Raw genomic sequence first — 20,241 nt, 5'->3', positions numbered from 1 at the left:
TACCAAGAGAATTGGGTCGCGCCGGCGCTCCTGGTGCGAAAGGCTGCCAAGGTGGCTGTCGTGTATCTCGTCCAGCACGCCGAGAAACGGCGCGACCCCGGCGATCCCGAGCTGACAGATCGAGGACGTGAGCAGGCGCTACGGACAGCCGAGCTGCTCAGCCGATCCGGGATCCAGGCGGTGTACAGCAGTCCGTTGCGCCGCGCGACGCAGACCGCCCAGCCGATCGCGGCGGCGGCCGGGGTCGAGGTGATCGAGGACCGGCGACTCGTGGAACGGATGAACTGGGACGGCCGGCAGCCGCTCGCGGAGTTCTTGGCCGATTGGGACCGGGCGACTCGCGTACGCGACTTCGCGCCGGCCACCGGTGACTCGTCACACCGGGCGGCCGCCCGGATGATCGCGTTCGTTCAGTCCGTAGTGGACTCACCCGGCCCGGTCGTCGCGGTGAGCCACGGCGGTGTGACGACCGACATGCTGCGTACGCTGCTGGGCGACGACGCGGTCCCGCGTGAGCTCGTCGAGCAGGGTGTGCCGCCCTGTGCGATCACGACGCTGGAAGGGTCGCGGGTACACCGGATCGCCGGGTCAACGCCAGCATGACCAGGGCTCGGGCCAGTTCGCCGGCGAGGAGGGAGACGACGCCGCCGGTGGCTCCAGCCGCCGGGACCAGCACCCAGCCGACCCCGGCGACCGCGGCGAGCTGAGCGACCGAGGCGGCGGCGGACCAGCGCCGGCCTCGGGCGCCGCTGGCTTCCAGAAGCAGGGCGGTGACGGCGTTGGCGGCGTACAACAGGATCTCGATGGTGAGTGCGACGTAGGCCCAAACCGCCGTGCGGCCCAGGAGGCCCACGATGATGGCGGCAGGCGCGCCGAGACCGACCGTCCATATAAGACTTCGTCGGGCGGCGGACCAGGCGGCGGATTCCCCGGCGTGCTCGATGCGCAGCGCCACGGTCGGCTGGGCGAGACGGAGCAGGTAGCCCCAGCCGGTCGAGACCGCCGCCGAGACGACCACCAACAGGTAGAACAGGCTCGTCTGGTCGGCGCGATCGGCGGCGGCGAAGGCGAGATAGAGCACCGAGACGCCGAGGACGCCGAGGATCTCGGCGGTTCCGAGCACGGCGACCGCCCGCAGGGCCGCCGCCCGCGAAACGGGCGCGGGAACGCCGGGCGACGGCGGGACGGCCGGGAGGCGGAGGCCGGCGAGCAAGATCGCGTTGACGGTCAGCGTTCCGGCGCACAGCAGCAGCAGGATGTCCAACGGACCGCCGCCCACGTACGCGCTGGCGACCGCGGCCGCGTAGACACCGGCGAGGCCCAGGAAGCCGAGGCTGTCCGCGAGCGGCCGGCCGTTGAGGCGGTGGAGCGCGGCCAGAACCGTCGCGGTGCCGACGCCGACCGCAAGGACTGCGGCGGTGGCGTAGAGGCGTGCACCCCCGATGAATGCGAGGGTCGCGACGAAGAGCGCAAGGCCGAGCACGCCCGCCGCCAGGGCTCGGAAGAATCGGGCCAGGCCCGCGCCGCCGCTCAAGGGCACCAGGTTCAGGGCGGCCTTCTCCGGGCCGCTGGACACCAGCTGCGTCAGCCAGGCCAGGCCGCCGACGGCGGTGGCGTACGCGGCGAAGCCGGCCGATCCCCAATGATGGAGCAGAGCCAGGCCACCGGCGTAGGTGGCGATCCGGTAGATCCCGCGCCCGGCGAGAAGTGCGGCGACGATGCGTGGCCGCGGCAGCACCACGGTCACGCCTCCGGCTCGACCTCGATGCGCACGAGGGCGTCCACTTCGGCGAGGACGCGCTCCAGACTGGGCTGGTCGTCGGCGCGGGCGAGCAGGTAACCGAGCTTCGCCCCGGCTCGGGCGTACGGCTCGACGTGGTCGCCGGGCCGGGCCGCCAGGATGAGGTCGACGACGCCCGGCAGGGCGCGCACCTCGGCCAGCCCGTGGACGGCGACGAGTTTGCCCGCCGCACCGGTCTTCAGGACGCGCATCGCCGCACACCCGCTCGACGTAGCGGCCAGATCGGGACGCCGGCCGACGGCAGCGGTCACGTACGCCGCGGTCACGTCGATGCCGTGGATGAGGCCGAGCAGTTCGGCGGAGCCGTTGCCGCCGAGCCGGGCGCCCATCTCGATGACGACGATCCGGCCGTCGGCGTCGATGAGCAGGTCGGCGTTCAGCGATCCCCACGCGTAGCCGAGAGTCGTCACGATGCGGTCGATGATCTCGCGGCAGCGCGCGACCAGCGCGGGATCTCCGCCCGGCATCGTGTGTTCCATGGTCACGAAATGCGGTGGTTCCGTCAGTCTGCGGGCGCCCAGCCCGAACAGGACGACCCGGCCGTCCTCGACGACGGCTTCCACGGCGTAGTGGTCGCCGGCGAGATACTCCTCGACGATGACGACCGCCGACGCCGAGTACGCCACCGCCGCCGCGATCGCCTCGTCCAGATCGGACGGGGAGGCGCAGAGGCTGATGCCACGTCCACCACTGGAATCGGTCGGCTTGACCATGACCGGGAAGCGCAGGTCTCGGGCCGCTGCGCGTACCGCCGCGGGGGATCCTTGGGCGAAGCGGGGGCCTGGCAGCCCCAGGCCCTCGCAGACTTCGCGGAAGTAGCCCTTGTCGACAGAGGCCCGCAAAGCCTGCAGTGACAGCCCGCTCGGCAATCCCAGGCGCTCGGCCAGCTGGTACTGGGCGGGCAGGTTGACGTCGCTCGCCGGGGACACCACCCCGGCCAGGTCGGTCCGCCGGCTCAGCCGCTTCGCGAGCTGGTCGACGTCGCGGGTGCTGACGTTGAGGAACTCGTCGGCGTATCCGACGGCCGGGGCGTCGGTCCGCGCGTCCACGCAGAGGGTGGTCAAGCCCAATCGGCGCGCGGTGACCAGAGTCGTGATGGCCCCGTCAGCACCCCCCAAGACGGCGATGGTTCCAGTCATGACACGTGCTCCACGAGTGCCGAGACCTGACCGGCCGGCGGCGCTGCGTACAGGCGATCCTCGTCGCGGACCGGGATGTTCGCCTCCTGGATGAGGAACTGCGGCGTACTCGGATGGCCGCGCGCGATGTGCACGAGGTAGCGGGCGATGACCGCCAGGCTCAGCAGGCCGCCGGACAGCGCTATCCCGGTCAGGACGGCCGCCGACGGGTGGCTCAGGATCGCCATGATCGCCCCGACCAGCGCGCAGAAGCTCGTGAACAGGGCGAGCATGCCCGCGAAGGTGATCGGCCGGACCGAGTAGGACATGAACAGTTCCACGGCGTGGCGGGCCAGGCCGCGTACGGTCACCTTCGGTTCGCCGCCCCGGCGGGCGCGGTGGGCGGTCGGGGTCGTCGTCCAGTTGCGCGTGAGGCGGGGCAGCGCCGCCATGAAGTACGGCGTACCCAGGCGAAGGTCGACGACCCGGCGGGCGAGTTCGGTGCGGACCAGCCGGAAGCTCGTGCCGCCGGACGGGATGTCGATCCGCAGCAGCCGCCGGGCGATGACCTCGTGCAGGCCGCTGGCGAGGCGCCGCAGCAGCCGGTCCTGGCGGTCGACGCGGATGCCGAAGACGGCGTCGTAGCCCTCCGTCGCCTTGGCGATCAGCTTGTGTGCCTCGGCCGGCGGGAACTGGAGATCGGCGTCCAGGTGCAGCAGCCACGGATGGCGTGCGTAGCGGTAACCCGCGGAGAAGGCCGCTTCGAGGCCGTAGTTGCGGGTGAACGACAGGTAGGACACGGCCGGATCGCGTTCGGCGAGGACCCGGAACCGGTCGAGGGTGGCGTCGGTGCTGCCGTCGTCGACGAAGAGCACCTCCAGTCCGGCGTACCCGGACAGCTCCTCGACGATCTCCTGGTAAACGGCGTCGACGTTGTCGGCCTCGTTGAGGCAGGGGACGACGACGGTGACGGCGAAATCTTCCGGTCGGTCACGTCCCCGCACCGCGGGCCACCCCTCTGGCGCCACATCGCGCCTCGTTCATCGACTTCGACATCACATCATGTGGATGTCTAAGTCGACACATCTGCCTGTGTCGACACCTTGCCATGGCTCACGACCGGTTCGCAACCGGATCCAGCAGGCCAAACGCACAGATCTATTGGTCACTTTGGAGGGTTGTCGATCGAGTGACGAGTTGGCACACTCAATCGACCTATCGACGAAGATCGGGGTGCGGCCGCATGTACGTGCTCGGCATCAACCAGCATCACGACTCGGCGGCGGCACTCGTCCGCGACGGCCGGATCGTGGCTTTTGTCGAGGAAGAGCGGATATCTCGCGTCAAACACGACGGGACCTTCCCCGGCAAGGCCATCCAGCAGTGCTTGGCGATGGAGGGCATCACCCTCGGCGACGTCGATCACGTGGCGTACTTCTGGCAGGCGCGCAAGGAGGTCCAGCACGCGCTGGGGCACTTCGTCCGCCACCTGCCGGCCACGCTGGCGGTGTTCCGCAACGACGCCGGCACCTACGACGGCCGGGCCAGCGGGCTCACCGCGACGCTGCGATCGGGCGGCGTACAGCAGCACTCGGACGACTACAACGTCGGCGGCGCGCTGCTTCTGCACCTGAAGCGGTCACTGACGATGAAGAAGGTCGTCTGCGACGCCGTCGGCCACACCGGCCCGGTCAAGTTCCAGGTGCACCTGGTCGACCACCACATTTCGCATGCGGCCAGCGCGTACCTGCTCTCGCCGTTCGAGCGGGCCGCCGTCATCACCTGGGACGGCATCGGCAGCGACGGCACCTCGACCTACCTGGCCGTCGGCGAAGGAGACCGCATCCGCGACGTACGCCGAGTCAAGTTCCCGCACTCCCTCGGCGCCCTGTACGCCTGTGTCACCAGCTATCTCGGCTTCCACCCGACCCGGGACGAGGGCAAGGTCATGGGGTTGGCCGCGTACGGCGAGCCCACCCACGTCGAGGCGATGAAGGAACTGGTCCACCTGCTCCCGGACGGCCGGTACGAGCTGGACCTGAGCTGGTTCCGCCACCACGCCACCGGCAAGCATCAGATGGCGCCCAAGTTCCTCGAGCGGTTCGGCCCGCCCCGGCCGCGTACACGGGACGCCGTCCCCCAGCACTACGCCGACATCGCGTACGGGCTCCAGGCCACCCTGGAGGAGGCGGGGCTGCACGTCGCGCGCTGGCTTCAGCAGCACACGGGTGAGACGAACCTCGTGACGGCCGGCGGCGTCGCCCTCAACAGCGTCATGAACGGGCGGATCTTCCTGGAGACGCCGTTCGAGGAGTTCTTCGCCCAGCCCGCCGCGGCCGACGACGGTTCGGCGCTCGGCGCGGCCGTCCAGGTCGCCGTCACGCAGGGCGCACCGCGGCCGACCGGCGGCTACATCTTCCTCGGGCCGAGCTACTCGGAGGCTGAGATGGATAAGGCGCTCGCCGACGCCGGGCTGGCGTACGAGCGCACAGACGACATCACGGACACCACCGCGCGGGCGCTGGCCGACGGCAAGATCGTGGGCTGGTTCCAGGACCGGATGGAGTGCGGGCCACGCGCGCTGGGCAACCGGTCGATCCTGGCCGATCCGCGGGGCAAGGACACCAAGGACCGCCTGAACGAGAAGGTCAAACACCGCGAGCCGTTCCGGCCGTTCGCGCCGTCCTGCCTGGTGGAGCGGGCCGGAGAGTACTTCGCCTCCGGCTACCCGTCGCCGGTGATGCTGCTCGTCTTCGACGTGCTGGAGCACCAGCGCGAGCGGGTTCCGGCGATCACCCATGCCGACGGCACCGCCCGCGTGCAGACCGTCTCGGCGGCCGACAATCCCCGCTACCATCGGATGATCTCGCGCTTCGAGGAGCTGACCGGCGTGCCCATGGTCGTGAACACGTCCTTCAACGACAACGAGGAGCCGATCGTCTGCACGCCGGCCGAGGCCGTCTCGTGCTATCTGCGGACCGACATGGACGCGCTGGCCCTCGGTCCCTTCTGGACGCAGAAATGATGCGGCGCTGGTTCTGGCTGCTGCCCGCGGCGGCCGGCGCCGCGCTGGCCTACGCCATCATGGTGGTGCTGCCCGCCGATCGCACGATCGACAACGTGGGCGAGGTGCTCTTCAAAACCGCACCCCTGCTCTGCGCGGTGCTCGCGATAGCGTTGTTCCCTCAGCGCCCCGGGCTGAGCCTGGCGCTCGTCGGGGTGCTGCTCCTGGGCTACATGGGCGTGGTGGACACGCTCAATGTCCACAACATCTTCGGGTACGCCGAATCACCGAACCAGGACGCCGCGTTCCCGGAGCTGTATCAGTGGACGATCTTCGTCAACGCGTTCACCGTACTGGCGGTGCTGTTCGCGTACCGTCTGGGCGGCGCGACCGCAGGACGCACGTTGCGCGCGGGACTCGCGGGCATCCTGGTCTTGATCTCGGGGTTGAACGATCTGACCTATTACTTCACGGCGGACTGGGAGGGGCCACGGCCGGAGCACCTGAAGTGGGCCTCGCACATCGCGGTCTTCGTGGGCGGGCCGCCGACGGCGACCGTGGCGATCGTGTTCTGCGCGATTCACCTGGCGCTCGCGGTCGCCGTGCTCGTGGCGCCGCTGGGCCGCTGGGTCGACCGGTTCGACGCCGGCGCCCCAGCGGTCACACCAGCGCCTCCAGTACCCGCCGAGCAGTATTGATCCCCTGCCGGATCACCTGGTCCATGTCGATGTAGGTGTAGGTGGCCAGGCGGCCCGCGACGAACCGGGCCGGGCCGGGCAACGCCGACAGTTCGTCGAGGTAGCGCCGGGCCAGCGCCCGATTCGCTCCCGCGACGTCGTCGATCGGATAGTGCCGTGCGGGCGCGCCCGGATACTCGTAGCTGACCACGGTGCCCGGCTCGGTCTGGCCGCTCATCCACTTCGTCTCGATCGCGCGAGTGTGCGGCTTGAGCGGGCTGGGCGTGTTGAGCACCCCGCACGGCAGGACGTGGTCCACGCCGGGCAGATAGTGGTTCACGAGGCGGACGCCTCGCCACGGCAGCGCGCCGAGGTGCGAGGCGAAGAACTCGTCGAGCGCGCAGGTGACCACGATCGCCTCCGCCCCGGCGCAGACGTCCTCCCAGTCGTCGATCGTGATCCGCCGACCCATGACGACCGGCACGTCGCGCAACAGGGCGTCGAGGAGCCTGGGGTAGCCGCCACGCGGCCACCCCTGGTGCGGGTCGCGGAACAGATCGCGGTAGCCGTCCTCGCGCAGCTCGATGCGTTTGGGCGCCCACGCCGCCGTGAGGTTCTTGGGATCCTCGCCCCACTGCTTGCGGGTGTAGCCCTCGATGAACTCGTGATAGAGCGTCTCGCCCATCAGGCCGACGCACCACGACTCGAAGTTGTCCGCGCTCGGCACCGCCGGGCGGCTCGCGAGTTCCCGCTCGATGGCCGGCCACTGCGGCAGTTCGCGCAGCTCCGACAGTTGCGGAGGCCAGCTCAGCACCCGGTCGAACGCCTCGGTACGCACGGCGTGCCGATACGGCAGCAGTTCGACGAGACGGGTCACCATCTGCCAGACGGCCGTGTCGGAGGTGTGGAAGATGTGCGCCCCGGCCGGCTCGTAGAGGATCCCCCCGGCGCTGGCCGTACGCAGTTGCCCACCCCAGGTCGGATCACCCTCGAGGACCTCGACGGTTCGCCCGGCCCGGTGCAGGAGATGTGCGACGGTCGCCCCGGCGAGGCCGGCGCCGATCACGCGTATCGTCATGTCAGAGCCGCTTCACGAGACGGATCTTGCCGTTCGGTTCGGGCGTGATCGCGTCCACCATCGCGACGTCGAGGTCGAACTGGCTCGCCGCGGGCGCGATCGCCTCGCGTAGTTGCCGCTCGACCTCGGCCTGTGCGCCGTCTGTGGCCACCGCCAGCAGGCGCAACGCGCCGGGCCGCTCCTGGACCATTTGGATCCGCAGCAGGCGACCCTCCCGGCTCAGCGGATAGATCAGCGACGCGATGAAGTTGCCGTTGCGCAGGACGCCGTCCTTCGTCTCGATCCGGTCCTCGACCCGGCCCAGCACCGACCGCAGAATGGGCATGTGCGACGTGCCGCAGTCGCAGTCGTTCGGCCCGATCTCGACGCGGTCGCCCAGCCGGTAGCGGATCAGCGGATTCGCCTGCGCGTGCAGTCGTGTCACCACGATCTCCCCGACGCCGTCGGCCAACGCCACCGAACCGTCGTCGCGGATCACCTCCACCACGACGTCACCGGACCGCAGATGCATGTTCCCGCGTACGCACGTCCGCGCGATCGTGTACGCCTCCACCGACGCGTACGTCTCGTGACCCTTGGCCCCGAAGTACTCCAATGCCTCGGTGCGTCCGCCGATGAGCGTCGACTCCCCGGCGAAGACGATCACCCGGGCGTACGGGTAGCGGATGCCGCGACGCCGCAGCTCGGCGCCGACCGCCGCGATCATCGACGGGAAGCCCCACAGGATCGTCGGCCGCCCGGCCAGCACCGCGTCCGCCTGCTCGGCGATCGACTTGCTGGTGTCGACGTGCACGTTGCCCGCCAGCCCGAGGCGTTCCAGCCGATGCTTGCGGAAACCGTAGACGCGGAAGTAGCCGACCCGGTCCCACGGGCGCATCCCGCAGGCCAGCAGGTCCCAGAGGAAGGTCGCCCGCAGGTAGCTGAGATCTTCCTCGGAGTAGTAGAACGTCGCCGGATGACCGGTCGATCCACTGGTGCTGGCCATGCGCGTGGACTCCGGCGTGTGCCCGTCCGCCAGCAGGCCGCCGGACGGCCCGAGCGCGTTGACCGTCGACCGGTCCAGCAGCGGGAGCAGCGGCAGATCCTGCGGCCCCTGGAACCGGGCGACGACCGCCGGGTCGTAGACCTCCCGGTAGTGCGGCACGTCGGCCGCCGCGTGGCGTACGAGCTGGGTCAGCAGACGAGCCTGAAGCTCGGCGATCCGCTCGGGCCGGGCGCGGTCCCTCGCGCGGGCGGTCGCCACATTGGCCAGGACCGGCAGGATCGGAATACGGTGGGGCAGGCGGGTCATCGTCGTCCCTGGGTTCGAGCCGTACACGGGTTCGAGCCATACATGTAAAGATGTTGTTGTGCATCAGGGTCTCACAGTGCGCCGCCACGATCCACATCGTGTTGCCGAGCCCGACGGCTGGGCCGACTTCGTGGCGAAGAACCGGCTGGGCGTCGCCTGGTCCTGGCCGTTGGTGCTCGCGGCAGCGGCCGGAGGCCAGCAGACCGCCCTGATCGGGACGCTCCATGATGGATCGGCCGTCGCCGGGTTGGTCACCGGACGCTTCATCGGACCCCGGATCGGCCGGCGACGCGCGCCGATGGCCGGAATCCTCGACATCGACAGCCTGACGACCAGCTGCTTTCCGGGCATCGTCACCGCACAGCCTGAGGCCTTCGGCGACGCGGTCCACGCCGTCCTCGCCGAGGTACGCGGAGTCCAGGGCGTACTGCTCCGACAGATCATCGCCGACACGCTTCCGGCGGTGCTAAGGCGGCCGGCGATCACGCGGGAAGGTGGACCGATCGCCCACTTCGCCAACCGGTTCGGCGACTTCGACGCGTACGCCCACTCGCTCGGCCGCCGGCGAGGACCCCTGCGCCCGGTGTACAACCGGCTCGCCCGCGACACCGACCTCGTCGTCGAATCCACCATGGACGGCGAGCTCAGCGCGCCCGTGACCCCGCTGGACCTGCGTCGCCTCGTCAACCTGGTGGTCGACCGGCATCACACCCGGCGCTGGCTGCGCAAACGGTACCTCTCCGAGGCGGTCGCGGCCGCCCAGGTCGGCACGCCCGGCGTACACCTGCGGACCTATCGCGACCGAGCCGGGCGGCTCCTGGCGGTCCACACCATCCTGGACCATCCCGAGCTGCCCGTCTCCAGCGCCTGGGGCAGCCTCGACCTGGCCGACGGCGGCCGCAAGGACCTCTGGTTCCACAGCAACGCCGAGCTGGCCCGGTGGTGCATCGAGACCGGCCGCGCCGGTTTCCTCAGCGGCCAGGGCAGCCTCACCGAGAAGCAGCGCCTCGGGCACGAGCTGACCCGTCAGTGGGCTGTGCTCATCCCGTCTTCTCCCCGACGGCGGACGGCTCCGGATCGGCAGCAGACTTCGGTGCCGTCGGCCGCGCCGGACTGAACTCCGACTCGACGAACCGGCCTTTGCCGCCCGGCGTCAGCTCGATCCGATCCGTACGCACGAACCGCAGCGCCACCGACACACCGACCAACTCGTGGAACTTGGCCTCGAAGGACCGGGTGGCCGCGGCGTAACCGGCGTCGGTGGGTTCCTCCGGGACCAGGTGCACCGTGATGTCTCCGGCGGCGTCCTGGCGGATCATGCACTCGGCCACGCCCGGGGCGTACATGGCCAGCGACAGGAACACCCCGCTGTACACCTGGCGACCGCCCGGCAACGTGATGAAGGCGTTGGTACGCCCGTCGGCGAGCTTCATCCGGCGGAACCGGTTGCCGCACGAACACTCGCCCGGCACGATCATCGCCCGATCACCGAGCTGATAGCGCGGCAACGGCATGGCGCGTTCCCGAAAGTGCGTCACGACGACCGACCCGACCGTCCCGTCCGGCACCGGCCGCCCGTCGTCCCCCAGGATCTCCAGCCAGACCCGGTCCTCGTCCACGTGCATCCCGCCCGCCGAACAGCCGGTCGACACCGTCAGCACCTCGTACGCCGAGTACTCGTCGAACACCGGTACGCCGAACCGGTCGGTGAGCAACTGAGCCACCTCGTCGGTGAGCAGTTCGGAATCGGTCATGACCATACGCAGCGACCGGCGGAGCCGGGCCAGCTCGGCGTCGTCCAGGTTGCGCAGGATCGCGCGCAGCACGACCGGGTAGCCCATGATGAGGTTGGGCCGCACCGCGAGCACCTGGCGGGCGATCTCCGCCTCGGGCTGCCCGGCGCTGACGACCGTGCGCGGAAACAGCCCGAGCCGCTGGAACCATCGCACCGGGCGAGGGAACGGCTTGATGTGGGCGATCCGCCACCACGGCCGATAGCCCGAACGCAGGAACCGGCGCAGAACCGTCGCACCGTGATACCCGTACGCACCGACGTCGTGACGGATGCTCAGCCGCGTACCGGTCGTGCCGCTGGTGACGTCGGTCCGATACTCCCCCACCGGGGCGTAGAACGCCTCCACGCCGGCGTCGAGCACCTGCCGCTTCGTCAGCGTCGGCAGCTCGGCCAACTCCGCCAGACTGCCCAGCGCCGCCGGATACTCCTGGAAGTACGCCACGTTCGCCCGGCAGAAGGCCAGCATCTCGTTGATCCCGTCGAGCGCCAGCCGCCGGGTGACCTCCGGATCGCGGCGGGGCGCACGCCACACCGCCGGCAGGTGCCGCAGTTCGCGTACGGCGACCGCCAAGCCGCTGCTCATCGCATCGCTCTATCGAAATATGGCACGCGCCTACGGTAAAGGCTTCCGGCGCGCCGACCAACACCCACCGTGAAGCATGCGAGGTCGGCGCCGACGCCGCGCGCGTCGGCGGCGGGCTGGGCCAGTGGATCGGCGTACGCCCGACGGCGTGGATCGCGGCGCTGACCGTCGCCTGCTCGCCGGCGCTCCTCCCGATCGGTCCACTGAGGCGGTCCCGCGATCTGCCGACTACGTGTTCTGTCAAGCAGTGATCTTGTCCCTCGGTCCGATGTAGACTGCCCACCTCGCTCGGCGACCCGACGGCGGGCGGACATCCGATGGAGGGTGAGAGTTTGAACGGCAAGAAGGTGAGAGTACGCCTGTTCTCGGCGCTGATGGCGCTGCCTGTCGCCGGTGGGGTCGTCGCCCTGTCGGGGCAACCGGCCGCTGCGGATCCGCCGTGGCCGACCACGCCGCCGGCGGCGATCTGCGGCAACACCAGTGTCCTGACCGGACCATCCACTCCGCCCACCGGCGCGATCACCGTCCCGGCCGGAGACAACAGCGGCTTCGACTTCAACCGACCCGGCGCGACCTTCTGGTTCGCACCCGGGACGCACACCCTCGCCGATGACCTTTACGGGCAGATCGGCGCGAAGACCGGCACGACCTACCTCGGTGGTCCCGGCGCGGTCATCGACGGCCGGAATGTCAACCTGTACGCGTTCACCGGCGACGTCGCGAACGTGACGATCAAGTACCTGACCATCAAGAACTTCGGCCGCGGCCTGGACAACATGAACGAGGGCGTGGTCAACCACGACTCCGGGTCCAACTGGGTGGTCCAGTACAACACCGTCTCCGGCAACGACGGCGCCGGCGTCTTCCTCGGCACCGGCAACGTGGTCTCCTACAACTGCCTGAAGGACAACGGCCAGTACGGCTTCAGCATGTTCAAGATGCCGATCGACGGCGATTCGGCGATCAAGAACATCACCCTGGACCACAACGAGATCGCCGGCAACAACACCGACGACTGGGAGAGTCACTTCGAAGGGTGCGGCTGCACCGGCGGTGGAAAGTTCTGGGACGTCAACGGTGCGACGATCACCGGCAACTACGTGCACGACAACAAGGGCACGGGCCTGTGGGCCGACACGAACAACATCGACTTCCTGTTCGAGGGCAACTTCATCGACCACAACGACGGTGAAGGCATCTGGTACGAGATCAGCTACAACGCCACCATGCGCAACAACACGTTGACGCGGAACGCGTGGGTGAGCGGCACCAACAATCAGGGCTCGCCCGGCCCTGCCATCTACCTGTCCGAGTCGGGTGGCGACGCGCGCCTGGCCAGCACGGTGAGCGGCGCAGCCGCGATTCGCATCTACGACAACCTGATCCAGGACAACTTCTCCGGGGTGTCGATCTACGAGAACACCAACCGGTTCTGCGACTCCAACGGCAACACCAGCAAGGGATACTGCACGCCGTTCGTGGCCCCGACGCTCATCCCCGAGCCGCACGACTACGCCTATCCCAACCCGATCAACGCCACGCACCCCTGCTACACCGACATCGCCACCGAGCCGTATCTGACCGACTGCCGGTGGCACGCCCGGAACATCGAGGTCAACAACAACGAGTTCCGCTTCGACAGCACCGTGGTCCCCTGCGCCGGCAGCTACTGCGGTGTTCAGGCGCTGTACGCCACGGGCGCGGACAACATGCCGTGGGCGCCGTACACCGTGGCCGGCGTACAGAACGCGGTCATGTTCACCAACAACAACCGCTTCCACGACAACCAGTACTTCGGGGACTGGCGGTTCGCGAAGGGGTACGGCGAGACGATCGGCTTCACCGCGTGGCGGGCCGCGCCGTTCAACCAGGATGCCGACAGCACGTTCGACGGCGACGAGGGCGGGACTCCGCAGAATCCGTCGGCGAGTGACTTGGACGCCGACACCGCGACCCTCGAAGGGTCGATCGGCCAATGGCAGGACTGGTTCTCGGAGACGGCCTCGCGTACGGCCGACGCGGCGCACAGCGGAGGCTACGGTTTGCGCGTCGACGTCACCGCCGCCAACGGCTGGGGTGTGCAGACCGGCAACTGGCCGGGCTTCCCGACGAGCCCGGGTGCGAAGAAGATCAGCCTGTGGGGCAAGCTCGGCGCCGGCACGAATCTGCAGCCCAAGTTGACGGTGAAGTGGTTGAGCGACAGTGCTGCGGTGTTGCAGACCGACGAGGTGACGCTGCCGGTCCTCACCACCAGCTGGCAGTCGTCGTCCGCGCTGGTCGACGCACCGGCCGGGACAGCCACGGCGCTGATATCGCTGCATGGCACCGGGAGCGCGGGCGACTACGTGCTCCTGGACGACTTCGCGGTCGGCGACGCGCCCAACATCCTGGACGCCGACACCGCCGGAGCCGGGTCGACCGTTGGACAGTGGCAGTCCTGGTACTCGGCCAATGTCACTGCCACCACGCAGGAGGCGCACTCCGGTTCTGGCAGCCTCTGCGTCACGGTCACCGATGCCTGGGGTTGGGCGCTGCAGCTCGCCAACTGGCCCGGCTTTCCGGCCGGTGCGGGCGGCAAGCGCATCACCTACTGGGGCAAGCAGGGCACCGGCGCGATCTCGAGTGTGACCCTACGCGTGAAGTGGCTCGACGCCGGCCAGGCGCTCCTGAGCACCGATCTCGTGCCGCTGAACGGATTGAGCACCACGTGGCAGCAGGCGAGCAGCACGGTCACGGCCCCGGCCGGGACCGCAAGCGTGCACTTGGAGATCTACAGCAGCTCGGGCAACGCCACCGACAGTCTGTACCTCGACGATGTGCTGATCATCGACGCGGCGTGATCGTTCCAAGGTAAGGCGCCGCCGTCACTTCCGGTGATGGCGGCGCCTTCGGTCTGTCTAGACCTGCCGCAGCCAGGCGCTGACGAGCAGCGCGGCACCGGCATAGAGCAGGAGCGTCAGGGGCAGCACCCACCAGCGACGCCGCTCGCCGTCCAGCCAGCGCAACCAGGACCGGCGCAGCCGTCCGAGTCCGACCAGAGCGAGTAGACCGGCCGCGATGAACGGAATGCTGATCACGAAATGCGCCGCCCACGCGCCCGCGCGGGTGGGACCGCCCCAGGCAGTGTCATACGGGCCGGGTTCGACCAGGCCGTAGAACACGCCACGCGCGACGCACAAGGCGATCATCGCGACGGGGATCACCGCCAGCAGCCCGACAGCAGTCGTCACCACGGCCTCACGCGGCATGATCTCGGTCATGCGGATGACGTTACGAGTTCACGAGGGCCAAGCGCGTCACCCTCCGGAGCCATCTCCCGGTAACTCCCCAGTACTACGGGCCGACGTCCCGGCTGTTCCCTGACGTCAGCTCGGTCGCGCCCGATCTGACGTCAGTTTGCGCAGCAGTTTCAGGAGCTGATGGCGTTCGTCCGGCGACATGGGTGCGAGCACCTGTTCCTGAATCTCGCCGGCGTACCGGCCATCCTGGCCACCTACGACCCCGAATCGCGGTCCGTCGGCGTACCGCTCAGCGAGTCACAGCACGTCAAGATCACCGGCTGGTGGCATAACTCCTTCGTCCCGCCGGAACCGATGAGCACGTCGCGGGTGCTCCTGGAGGACAGGCTCGACCCGGCCGGCACGTCGTCGCCATCCCGGACGACGTGCCGACCCAGGCGTCCTTCGTCTCGGTCGTGCTCGGACGGTTGGGCCAGACCTTCATCGTCGGGCCGATGCCCGCCGGCACGACGATGGCCCGCCTCGGACCGGCGATTGACGGTCCGCCGACGGCTATCGCAGGATCGCCTCGACGAAGTCTGCGCCCAGCCGGGCACAGACCAGGAGGTCCAACTGGTAAAGCACGTACCGGCCACGGCGGCTCGTGGTCAGCAGGCCGGCCTGCTTGAGCACGGCCAGGTGACGGGAGACCTCGGGCGCGGTCAGCTGCCAGGCGTCGGCGAGCTCTCCCGTGGTGTGCTGGCCGCGGGCGAGCGTGCGAGCCAGCCGGCGCCGCACCGGGTGCGCGAGCGCGTCGATGCGCTGCTCCACGACGTGAAGAGGAACCGGGGGCAGGCCGGATTCGGCGATCGGATACTGAATCACCGGCCGCCAGCCGGGCGCGTGTATCACGAGCAGATGAGGGTGCCCGAAGGCCGTGGGGACGAACGTCACCCCACTCCCGTACGCGGTGGTCGCGTTGTCCTGAAGCTTGTCGACCACGATCCGCTCGCCCTGCAACGAGACCGACGGCGATACGGCGTCGAGCATGGCCGACAGTCCACGGTGTGCCAAGAGATCCGCCTTGTGTCGCGAATCCGCGGCGAGCCGATGCTGCACCCGTGCCCACGACTCGGCGAAGAACGCCTGCTCGCAGTCTTCGAGCAGACGGCGTACCCAGGCGCGTACCCGTGGCGGATCGGCGAGCAGCCGCTCGGCGAACTCGGCCTGCCGCGGACCCCGCGCCAGCGCCAGTTCGAGCGCCTTCTCCCGGGAGAAGAGCCGGTGCAGCGGCGTCGAGCCGCAACTCGTGGTGATCAGAGCGGAGAACACGTACGTCTCGTCGTCGAGCCGGTCGACCTCGTCCAGCTCCTCGGTCAGCGTGGCCTGCGGCCGGCCCGGCACGAAGAAGTCGGCTCGCGCGGATCGCCAGAGAAAGTCGGCCTCGATCAGGCGCTCGCTGAGCTCCGGTTTGAGCGAGGCGGAGGTCGCCGCGATCCAGCCGTGCAGCGCCGGGTGATGGCCGGGCTCGGCGAGCGCGTGCAGCATCGACGTCAGTTCCGCCAGCGGCGAGGGCGCGAAAAGGAATCGCTCCGGCGCGACGCCGGCGATGTCGATCGTGAGGGCCACGCGCCAATGATGCTCCCTGCCCAGCAGCGTGGCCCCGTGGATTGACGATCTCCGTCAATCCACGGGCCTCCCGGCACCTGGCTGCGGAGATTCGATCGCGTGCGGAGATATGTGGTGGCCCTCGTGGTCGATTCGGTGGGCGGCGGGATGCTGCGCCCATTCCTGCTGCTGTACGGCGTGACCGTTCTCGGACTAGGCGTGGGAGAGGCCGGCGTCGCGCTGTCGGCGGGCTTGCTGGCCGGACTTGGCGTCCTGCCCTTCCTGGGACGGTGGATCGACCGCGGAGCGCGCTCGGCGGCAGTCGCGGCGACCCTGTTCGTCCGCGTTGTCGGCGTCGTAGTACTGCTCTCGGGGCACGGCTTCATCGCCTTCGCGGCCGCGTCGGTCCTGTTGGGGATCGGCGGTCAAGCCTTCCCGGCGGCGCACGCGGCGGTCGTGGCGGCGCTCAAGCAGGGCCGCGAACGCGACGCCGGGCTCGCACTGACGCGATCAGTCCGCAACGCCGGACTCGGCTTGGGCGCGCTGCTCGCGACAATCGCCGTGGCGGGCGGCCGAACCAGCCTCACTGTGCTCCTGGTCGTCACTGCGCTGGCGTTCCTCGCTGCGGGCGGGCTTACGCTGTCGACCAGGGTCACCGCCGCGGAGGCAACCCACGACCCTGGTCCGAGCCAGGCCCCCAGCATGATTGTTCTGCTCGTGGCCAACCTCCCGTTCGCGATGTGCTTCAGCGTCCTCGAGGTGGTGTTGCCGGCCCTTCTCGTGACTCGGATGCACGCAAGCGCGGCCTGGCCGGCGGCTCTGTTCGTGGGCAACACCGTGCTGGTGATCCTGCTCCAGGTGCCGCTCGTCAAGCGGCTGTCGCAGTGGGCCCGTGGCACCGTCTTCGCCGCTTCAGGGGTCGTGCTGGGACTGTCCTATCTGGGCTTCTGGATGGGCGAGACGCTGGGCGCGACAGCCATCGCCGCCGTCGGCGTCGTCTACACGATCGGCGAAATCCTCTACACCGGCAGCGGAACCGCTCTCGTCATCGCGAGCACGCCACCGGCGCAGCTAGGCCGCGCCCTGGTGCGCTTCCAGCTGTCCACCGGACTCGGGATGGCGTTCGCCCCGGCCGCGCTCACGGCGCTGCTGGAGATCAACCCGGCCGTCCTGTGGGTAGGCCTCACCGTAGCCACGCTGGCCGGGGCGCTCGCCGTCAAACCTGCGATTCGCCCTCCGAGCCCGGAGTCGTCAGCCAGGTCGACGGGTCCTGATGCCCGTCACACAGCCGCCTCGCTCCCCGGACAGGGCGCGAGGTGTCCGTAGAAGTAGGCCGCGCACGGCGACCCCGTCCCTCGTCATCCACCATTTAGATGCGGCCGGTCTCGTGGGCCCACATGGCGACCTCGACGCGGTTTCGGGCGCCGAGCTTTCGCATGAGGCTGGCGAGGTGGGCTTTGACGGTGCTTGGGGTGATGTAGAGCTCGCTGGCGATCTCATTGTTGGTGCGGCCTTGCGCTACGGGCACGAGGACTTCCTCCTCGCGGGCGGTGAGCGGTTCTATCGGCTGCCTCGGTAGTGAGGTCTTCGCCTGGGCGAACGCTTCGAGCAGTCGGACAGTCACGCTGGGCGCGATCAGTGCGTCTCCGTCGGCGGCGGCGTGGATGGCCTGGGTCAGCAGGGCGGGTCCGGCGTCCTTGAGAAGGAACCCGCGGGCACCGGCTTTCAGCGCCCCGTAGACGTTCTCGTCGAGGTCGAAGGTGGTGATGATGACGATCGGCAGGGGGTCGGTGACGTCGGCGCCGGCGAGGCGTCGAGTGGCTTCGATGCCGTCCATCAGCGGCATCCGGATGTCGAACAGGCCGACGTCGGGGCGCAGCTGGTGTGCCAGGCGGACTGCCTCGCGCCCGTCCGCGGCCGCGCCGACCACTTCGATGTTGGGTTGGGCTTCGAGCAGCATGGTCAGCCCGCTGCGCACGATGAGCTGGTCGTCGGCGATGAGGACCCGGATGCTCATCGTGGTGCCCCGGTTCGGGGCAGGACGGCCTCTACCCGCCAGCCCCGCTCGGCGGCCGGGCCTGCGTGGAAGGTGCCGCCGAGCAGTGCGGCGCGTTCCCGCATGCCTACCAGGCCATAGCCTGCTGGGGCTCGGCCGCCGGCGGCGGAGCCGTCGTCGTCGATGGTCAGCCGTACCTCGTCCGCGTCGCCGGTGACGGCGACGGTGACCTGGGTCGCGTGGCGGGCGTGCCGTCGAGCGTTGGTGATGGACTCCTGGGCCAGTCGGTAGATCGCGGCCCCGACTGCCGGACTGAGGTCCTCGAGTTCGCCGAACAGTGTCACCTCGACGCGGGGAAGCGCCTGGCCATCGGTGGCGAGCTGTTCGACCTCGGCCACTCCGGGCTGCGGTGCGAACCCGGTGTCCTGTGTGGAGCGCAGAACGCCCACGATGGCGCGCAGTTCGGTGAGGGTGCGGGTCGCGGCGTCCTCGATGATGGCCAGGGTCTCGATGGCACGCTCGGGGTGGGAGGCTGCGATGGCACGCCCTGCTTGGGCCTGGATGGCGATGCCCGAGACGTGGTGGGCGACGGTGTCGTGGAGTTCACGTGCGAGCAGCTCGCGTTCGCGGGCCTTGGCCTGATCGATGTCGCGGACGCGGATCTTCGTGCGATAGCGGACCGCGGCGCCGAGCGCGGCGGCGAACAGGAAGAATACGTATCCTGCGACCGTCTCCGCCACGCTGCTCGATTCGGCGACGCAGGTGATGGCCAGCCAGAGCAGGATGACGCCGAGGCCGCTGACGGCTTCCCGACCGGAGCCCCACCGGAACAGGGCGTAGGCAATGACCAGGGTGGCCGCGACGCTCGAGGGTAGAGCGCCGTGTGATCCGGTGAGGACTCGGGCGATGTCGACCACCGTGACCGTGCCGAAAGCCACCGCGGCCACGACGAACGGGTGCGCACGTCGCCACGGGAGGGGAGCGACGACCGCGAGCGCAGCGATGACCTGCAGCGGGAGCGGCGCCATGTCGTCGCGGAGCACCGCTTCCAGTACGGACCAGCCGATCAGTACCGCGAGCAGCGCCCAGTCCCGCAGCCTCCGGTCCGGGGCGTTCGTGGGTCGAGGTTCGGCCCACAGCGAGCGGAGTGCGTTGGTGGCCATCTTGATCAGCGTAGGCAGCCCGCGTGTCCGGCGTATCCGTCGAAAGTCTAAGAACGCGGCTGTGCCAACGACCAGGTCGGACCAGGCTCCGGGGCGGATGTGCCCACCGCCGGCATCCATGAAGGTGGGAGCACCTACCTGATCAAGCCAAGGAGCAACGTGATGAGAATGCCGCAATCCCACACCGCACCAGAGAATCCGCGGTCTCAGCGCACGCTGGAGGATCTGCGCATGCCCGTGCGGGCCAAGCTCGCGGCCGCATGGACCAGCTTCATGTTCCTCTACATCTACGTCGACTACCTCGCTCTCTACAAGCCCGGCTTCGTGGACGACCTCCGGGCGGGCATCGTCCACGAGTTCGACCTCGGCCCGACCTTCGTCGCCGTCGCGCTCACGCTCGTCGCCATCCCGATCCTCATGATCCTGCTCTCGGCGACACTGCCCGCCCGTCTCAATCGCACCATCAACCTCGTCGTGGCAACGCTCTACATCCCTGTCTCGGTGTTCAACGCGGTCGGGGAGCCGTGGTCCTACTCCTACTTCTACGGCCTCTCCATCGGACTCGAGGTGCTTCTCCTGGCCTTCATCCTGCGCTCCGCCTGGAGCTGGCCACGCCGCACCGCATCACCGACGACCCCTGCGGCCAGCCGTGACGGCGGGCCACTCCAGCCGCCGCAGGCGTGACTGCTTGTGCTGCCTCCGATCAGGCGACGCAGAACTCGTTGCCCTCCGGGTCCGCCATCGTCACCCAGGTCGACGGCCCTTGACGCCCGTCCCACAGCTTCGTCGCTCCGCGCGCGATCAACTGCTCGACCACTTCTGCGTGGTTCTCCGCGCCGACGCGTACGTCGAAGTGCAGGCGGTTCTTCACCGTCTTGCCTTCGGGGACAGTAGATTAAGCAACAAACG

17 protein-coding genes and 1 pseudogene are annotated in these 20,241 nt (G+C 69.2%); 7 read left to right on the top strand and 11 right to left on the bottom strand.

The features are described from left to right. Window positions 1-51 precede the first annotated feature (51 nt). Window positions 52-603: a histidine phosphatase family protein gene (locus AB0H43_RS12600; RefSeq protein ID WP_359999416.1), complete on the top strand. Its 552-nt coding sequence runs from the start codon at window positions 52-54 to the stop codon at window positions 601-603. Here the strand turns inward: AB0H43_RS12600 and AB0H43_RS12595 are convergent. The 3 genes from AB0H43_RS12595 to AB0H43_RS12585 are packed head-to-tail and all read right to left on the bottom strand — an operon-like array spanning window position 548 to window position 3,923. Then, on the bottom strand, window positions 548-1,747 hold the full coding sequence (locus AB0H43_RS12595) for a hypothetical protein (protein WP_359999415.1): 1,200 nt from the start codon (window positions 1,745-1,747) through the stop codon (window positions 548-550). The genes AB0H43_RS12600 and AB0H43_RS12595 overlap by 56 nt on opposite strands. Beyond that, window positions 1,744-2,940, bottom strand: coding sequence for an ATP-grasp domain-containing protein (locus AB0H43_RS12590; RefSeq protein WP_359999414.1), 1,197 nt, complete (start codon window positions 2,938-2,940; stop codon window positions 1,744-1,746). Before AB0H43_RS12590 ends, AB0H43_RS12595 begins: the two co-directional genes overlap by 4 nt. Then, window positions 2,937-3,923, bottom strand: a complete 987-nt coding sequence (locus AB0H43_RS12585) for a glycosyltransferase family 2 protein (RefSeq protein ID WP_359999413.1) — start codon at window positions 3,921-3,923, stop codon at window positions 2,937-2,939. The genes AB0H43_RS12590 and AB0H43_RS12585 overlap by 4 nt, the downstream gene beginning before the upstream one ends. Window positions 3,924-4,162: 239 nt before the next feature. Between AB0H43_RS12585 and AB0H43_RS12580 the strand changes: the two genes are divergently transcribed. After that, a complete protein-coding gene (locus tag AB0H43_RS12580; protein WP_359999412.1) occupies window positions 4,163-5,944 on the top strand; it encodes a carbamoyltransferase C-terminal domain-containing protein in 1,782 nt (593 codons plus the stop codon). After that, window positions 5,944-6,621: a hypothetical protein gene (locus tag AB0H43_RS12575; protein ID WP_359999411.1), complete on the top strand. Its 678-nt coding sequence runs from the start codon at window positions 5,944-5,946 to the stop codon at window positions 6,619-6,621. Before AB0H43_RS12580 ends, AB0H43_RS12575 begins: the two co-directional genes overlap by 1 nt. On the opposite strand, the gene AB0H43_RS12570 is transcribed toward AB0H43_RS12575, so the two are convergent. Together AB0H43_RS12570 and AB0H43_RS12565 are read right to left on the bottom strand one after the other, a co-directional pair. Next, complete coding sequence (locus AB0H43_RS12570; protein ID WP_359999410.1) at window positions 6,584-7,678, bottom strand: UDP-galactopyranose mutase; 1,095 nt, start codon at window positions 7,676-7,678, stop codon at window positions 6,584-6,586. The two genes, AB0H43_RS12575 and AB0H43_RS12570, sit on opposite strands and share 38 nt — an antisense overlap. Before the next feature lies 1 nt (window position 7,679). Then, on the bottom strand, window positions 7,680-8,969 hold the full coding sequence (locus AB0H43_RS12565; RefSeq protein WP_359999409.1) for a hypothetical protein: 1,290 nt from the start codon (window positions 8,967-8,969) through the stop codon (window positions 7,680-7,682). 58 nt (window positions 8,970-9,027) lie between these two features. Between AB0H43_RS12565 and AB0H43_RS12560 the strand changes: the two genes are divergently transcribed. Beyond that, window positions 9,028-10,086 carry a hypothetical protein gene (locus AB0H43_RS12560; protein WP_359999408.1) on the top strand — a complete coding sequence of 353 codons (1,059 nt, stop codon included), beginning with the start codon at window positions 9,028-9,030 and terminating at the stop codon, window positions 10,084-10,086. Here AB0H43_RS12560 and AB0H43_RS12555 read toward each other — a convergent pair. Then, the gene (locus AB0H43_RS12555; RefSeq protein ID WP_359999407.1) at window positions 10,010-11,347 is read right to left on the bottom strand and encodes a hypothetical protein; all 1,338 of its coding nucleotides are present in this window, start codon (window positions 11,345-11,347) and stop codon (window positions 10,010-10,012) included. The two genes, AB0H43_RS12560 and AB0H43_RS12555, sit on opposite strands and share 77 nt — an antisense overlap. 317 nt (window positions 11,348-11,664) lie before the next feature. Between AB0H43_RS12555 and AB0H43_RS12550 the strand changes: the two genes are divergently transcribed. Then, window positions 11,665-14,187 (top strand): right-handed parallel beta-helix repeat-containing protein, encoded by a 2,523-nt coding sequence (locus AB0H43_RS12550; protein ID WP_359999406.1) that lies wholly within the window; start codon window positions 11,665-11,667, stop codon window positions 14,185-14,187. A 57-nt stretch (window positions 14,188-14,244) separates the two neighbouring features. Here AB0H43_RS12550 and AB0H43_RS12545 read toward each other — a convergent pair whose 3' ends face one another. Both AB0H43_RS12545 and AB0H43_RS12540 read right to left on the bottom strand, forming a co-directional pair. Then, window positions 14,245-14,607, bottom strand: a complete 363-nt coding sequence (locus AB0H43_RS12545) for a hypothetical protein (protein ID WP_359999405.1) — start codon at window positions 14,605-14,607, stop codon at window positions 14,245-14,247. 531 nt (window positions 14,608-15,138) lie between these two features. Beyond that, on the bottom strand, window positions 15,139-16,194 hold the full coding sequence (locus AB0H43_RS12540) for a DUF5937 family protein (protein ID WP_359999404.1): 1,056 nt from the start codon (window positions 16,192-16,194) through the stop codon (window positions 15,139-15,141). 99 nt (window positions 16,195-16,293) lie between these two features. Between AB0H43_RS12540 and AB0H43_RS12535 the strand changes: the two genes are divergently transcribed. Next, window positions 16,294-17,499, top strand: a complete 1,206-nt coding sequence (locus tag AB0H43_RS12535; protein ID WP_359999403.1) for an MFS transporter — start codon at window positions 16,294-16,296, stop codon at window positions 17,497-17,499. 43 nt (window positions 17,500-17,542) lie between these two features. Here AB0H43_RS12535 and AB0H43_RS12530 read toward each other — a convergent pair whose 3' ends face one another. Both AB0H43_RS12530 and AB0H43_RS12525 read right to left on the bottom strand, forming a co-directional pair. After that, window positions 17,543-18,190: a response regulator transcription factor gene (locus AB0H43_RS12530; RefSeq protein WP_359999402.1), complete on the bottom strand. Its 648-nt coding sequence runs from the start codon at window positions 18,188-18,190 to the stop codon at window positions 17,543-17,545. After that, window positions 18,187-19,332 (bottom strand): histidine kinase, encoded by a 1,146-nt coding sequence (locus AB0H43_RS12525; RefSeq protein WP_359999401.1) that lies wholly within the window; start codon window positions 19,330-19,332, stop codon window positions 18,187-18,189. The genes AB0H43_RS12530 and AB0H43_RS12525 overlap by 4 nt, the downstream gene beginning before the upstream one ends. A 162-nt stretch (window positions 19,333-19,494) precedes the next feature. Here AB0H43_RS12525 and AB0H43_RS12520 point away from each other — a divergent pair, with 162 nt between their 5' ends. Further along, window positions 19,495-20,016 (top strand): DUF6326 family protein, encoded by a 522-nt coding sequence (locus tag AB0H43_RS12520; protein ID WP_359999400.1) that lies wholly within the window; start codon window positions 19,495-19,497, stop codon window positions 20,014-20,016. Window positions 20,017-20,035: 19 nt separating this feature from the next. Here AB0H43_RS12520 and AB0H43_RS12515 read toward each other — a convergent pair. Continuing rightward, window positions 20,036-20,212: pseudogene (locus AB0H43_RS12515) on the bottom strand (VOC family protein); the annotation flags it as partial. Window positions 20,213-20,241 lie beyond the last annotated feature (29 nt).

The sequence above is a fragment of the Hamadaea sp. NPDC050747 genome (assembly GCF_040654195.1).
GTDB lineage: Bacteria > Actinomycetota > Actinomycetes > Mycobacteriales > Micromonosporaceae > Hamadaea.
This window is presented reverse-complemented; position numbering and strand designations above follow the sequence as displayed.

Coding starts and splice junctions, on each gene's coding strand:
- AB0H43_RS12590 (WP_359999414.1), bottom strand. CDS start 2,940: ATGACTGGAACCATCGCCGTCTTGGGGGGTGCTGACGGGGCCATCACG.
- AB0H43_RS12580 (WP_359999412.1), top strand. CDS start 4,163: ATGTACGTGCTCGGCATCAACCAGCATCACGACTCGGCGGCGGCACTC.
- AB0H43_RS12575 (WP_359999411.1), top strand. CDS start 5,944: ATGCGGCGCTGGTTCTGGCTGCTGCCCGCGGCGGCCGGCGCCGCGCTG.
- AB0H43_RS12570 (WP_359999410.1), bottom strand. CDS start 7,678: ATGACGATACGCGTGATCGGCGCCGGCCTCGCCGGGGCGACCGTCGCA.
- AB0H43_RS12565 (WP_359999409.1), bottom strand. CDS start 8,969: ATGACCCGCCTGCCCCACCGTATTCCGATCCTGCCGGTCCTGGCCAAT.
- AB0H43_RS12555 (WP_359999407.1), bottom strand. CDS start 11,347: ATGAGCAGCGGCTTGGCGGTCGCCGTACGCGAACTGCGGCACCTGCCG.
- AB0H43_RS12550 (WP_359999406.1), top strand. CDS start 11,665: ATGGAGGGTGAGAGTTTGAACGGCAAGAAGGTGAGAGTACGCCTGTTC.
- AB0H43_RS12545 (WP_359999405.1), bottom strand. CDS start 14,607: ATGACCGAGATCATGCCGCGTGAGGCCGTGGTGACGACTGCTGTCGGG.
- AB0H43_RS12530 (WP_359999402.1), bottom strand. CDS start 18,190: ATGAGCATCCGGGTCCTCATCGCCGACGACCAGCTCATCGTGCGCAGC.
- AB0H43_RS12525 (WP_359999401.1), bottom strand. CDS start 19,332: ATGGCCACCAACGCACTCCGCTCGCTGTGGGCCGAACCTCGACCCACG.
- AB0H43_RS12520 (WP_359999400.1), top strand. CDS start 19,495: ATGAGAATGCCGCAATCCCACACCGCACCAGAGAATCCGCGGTCTCAG.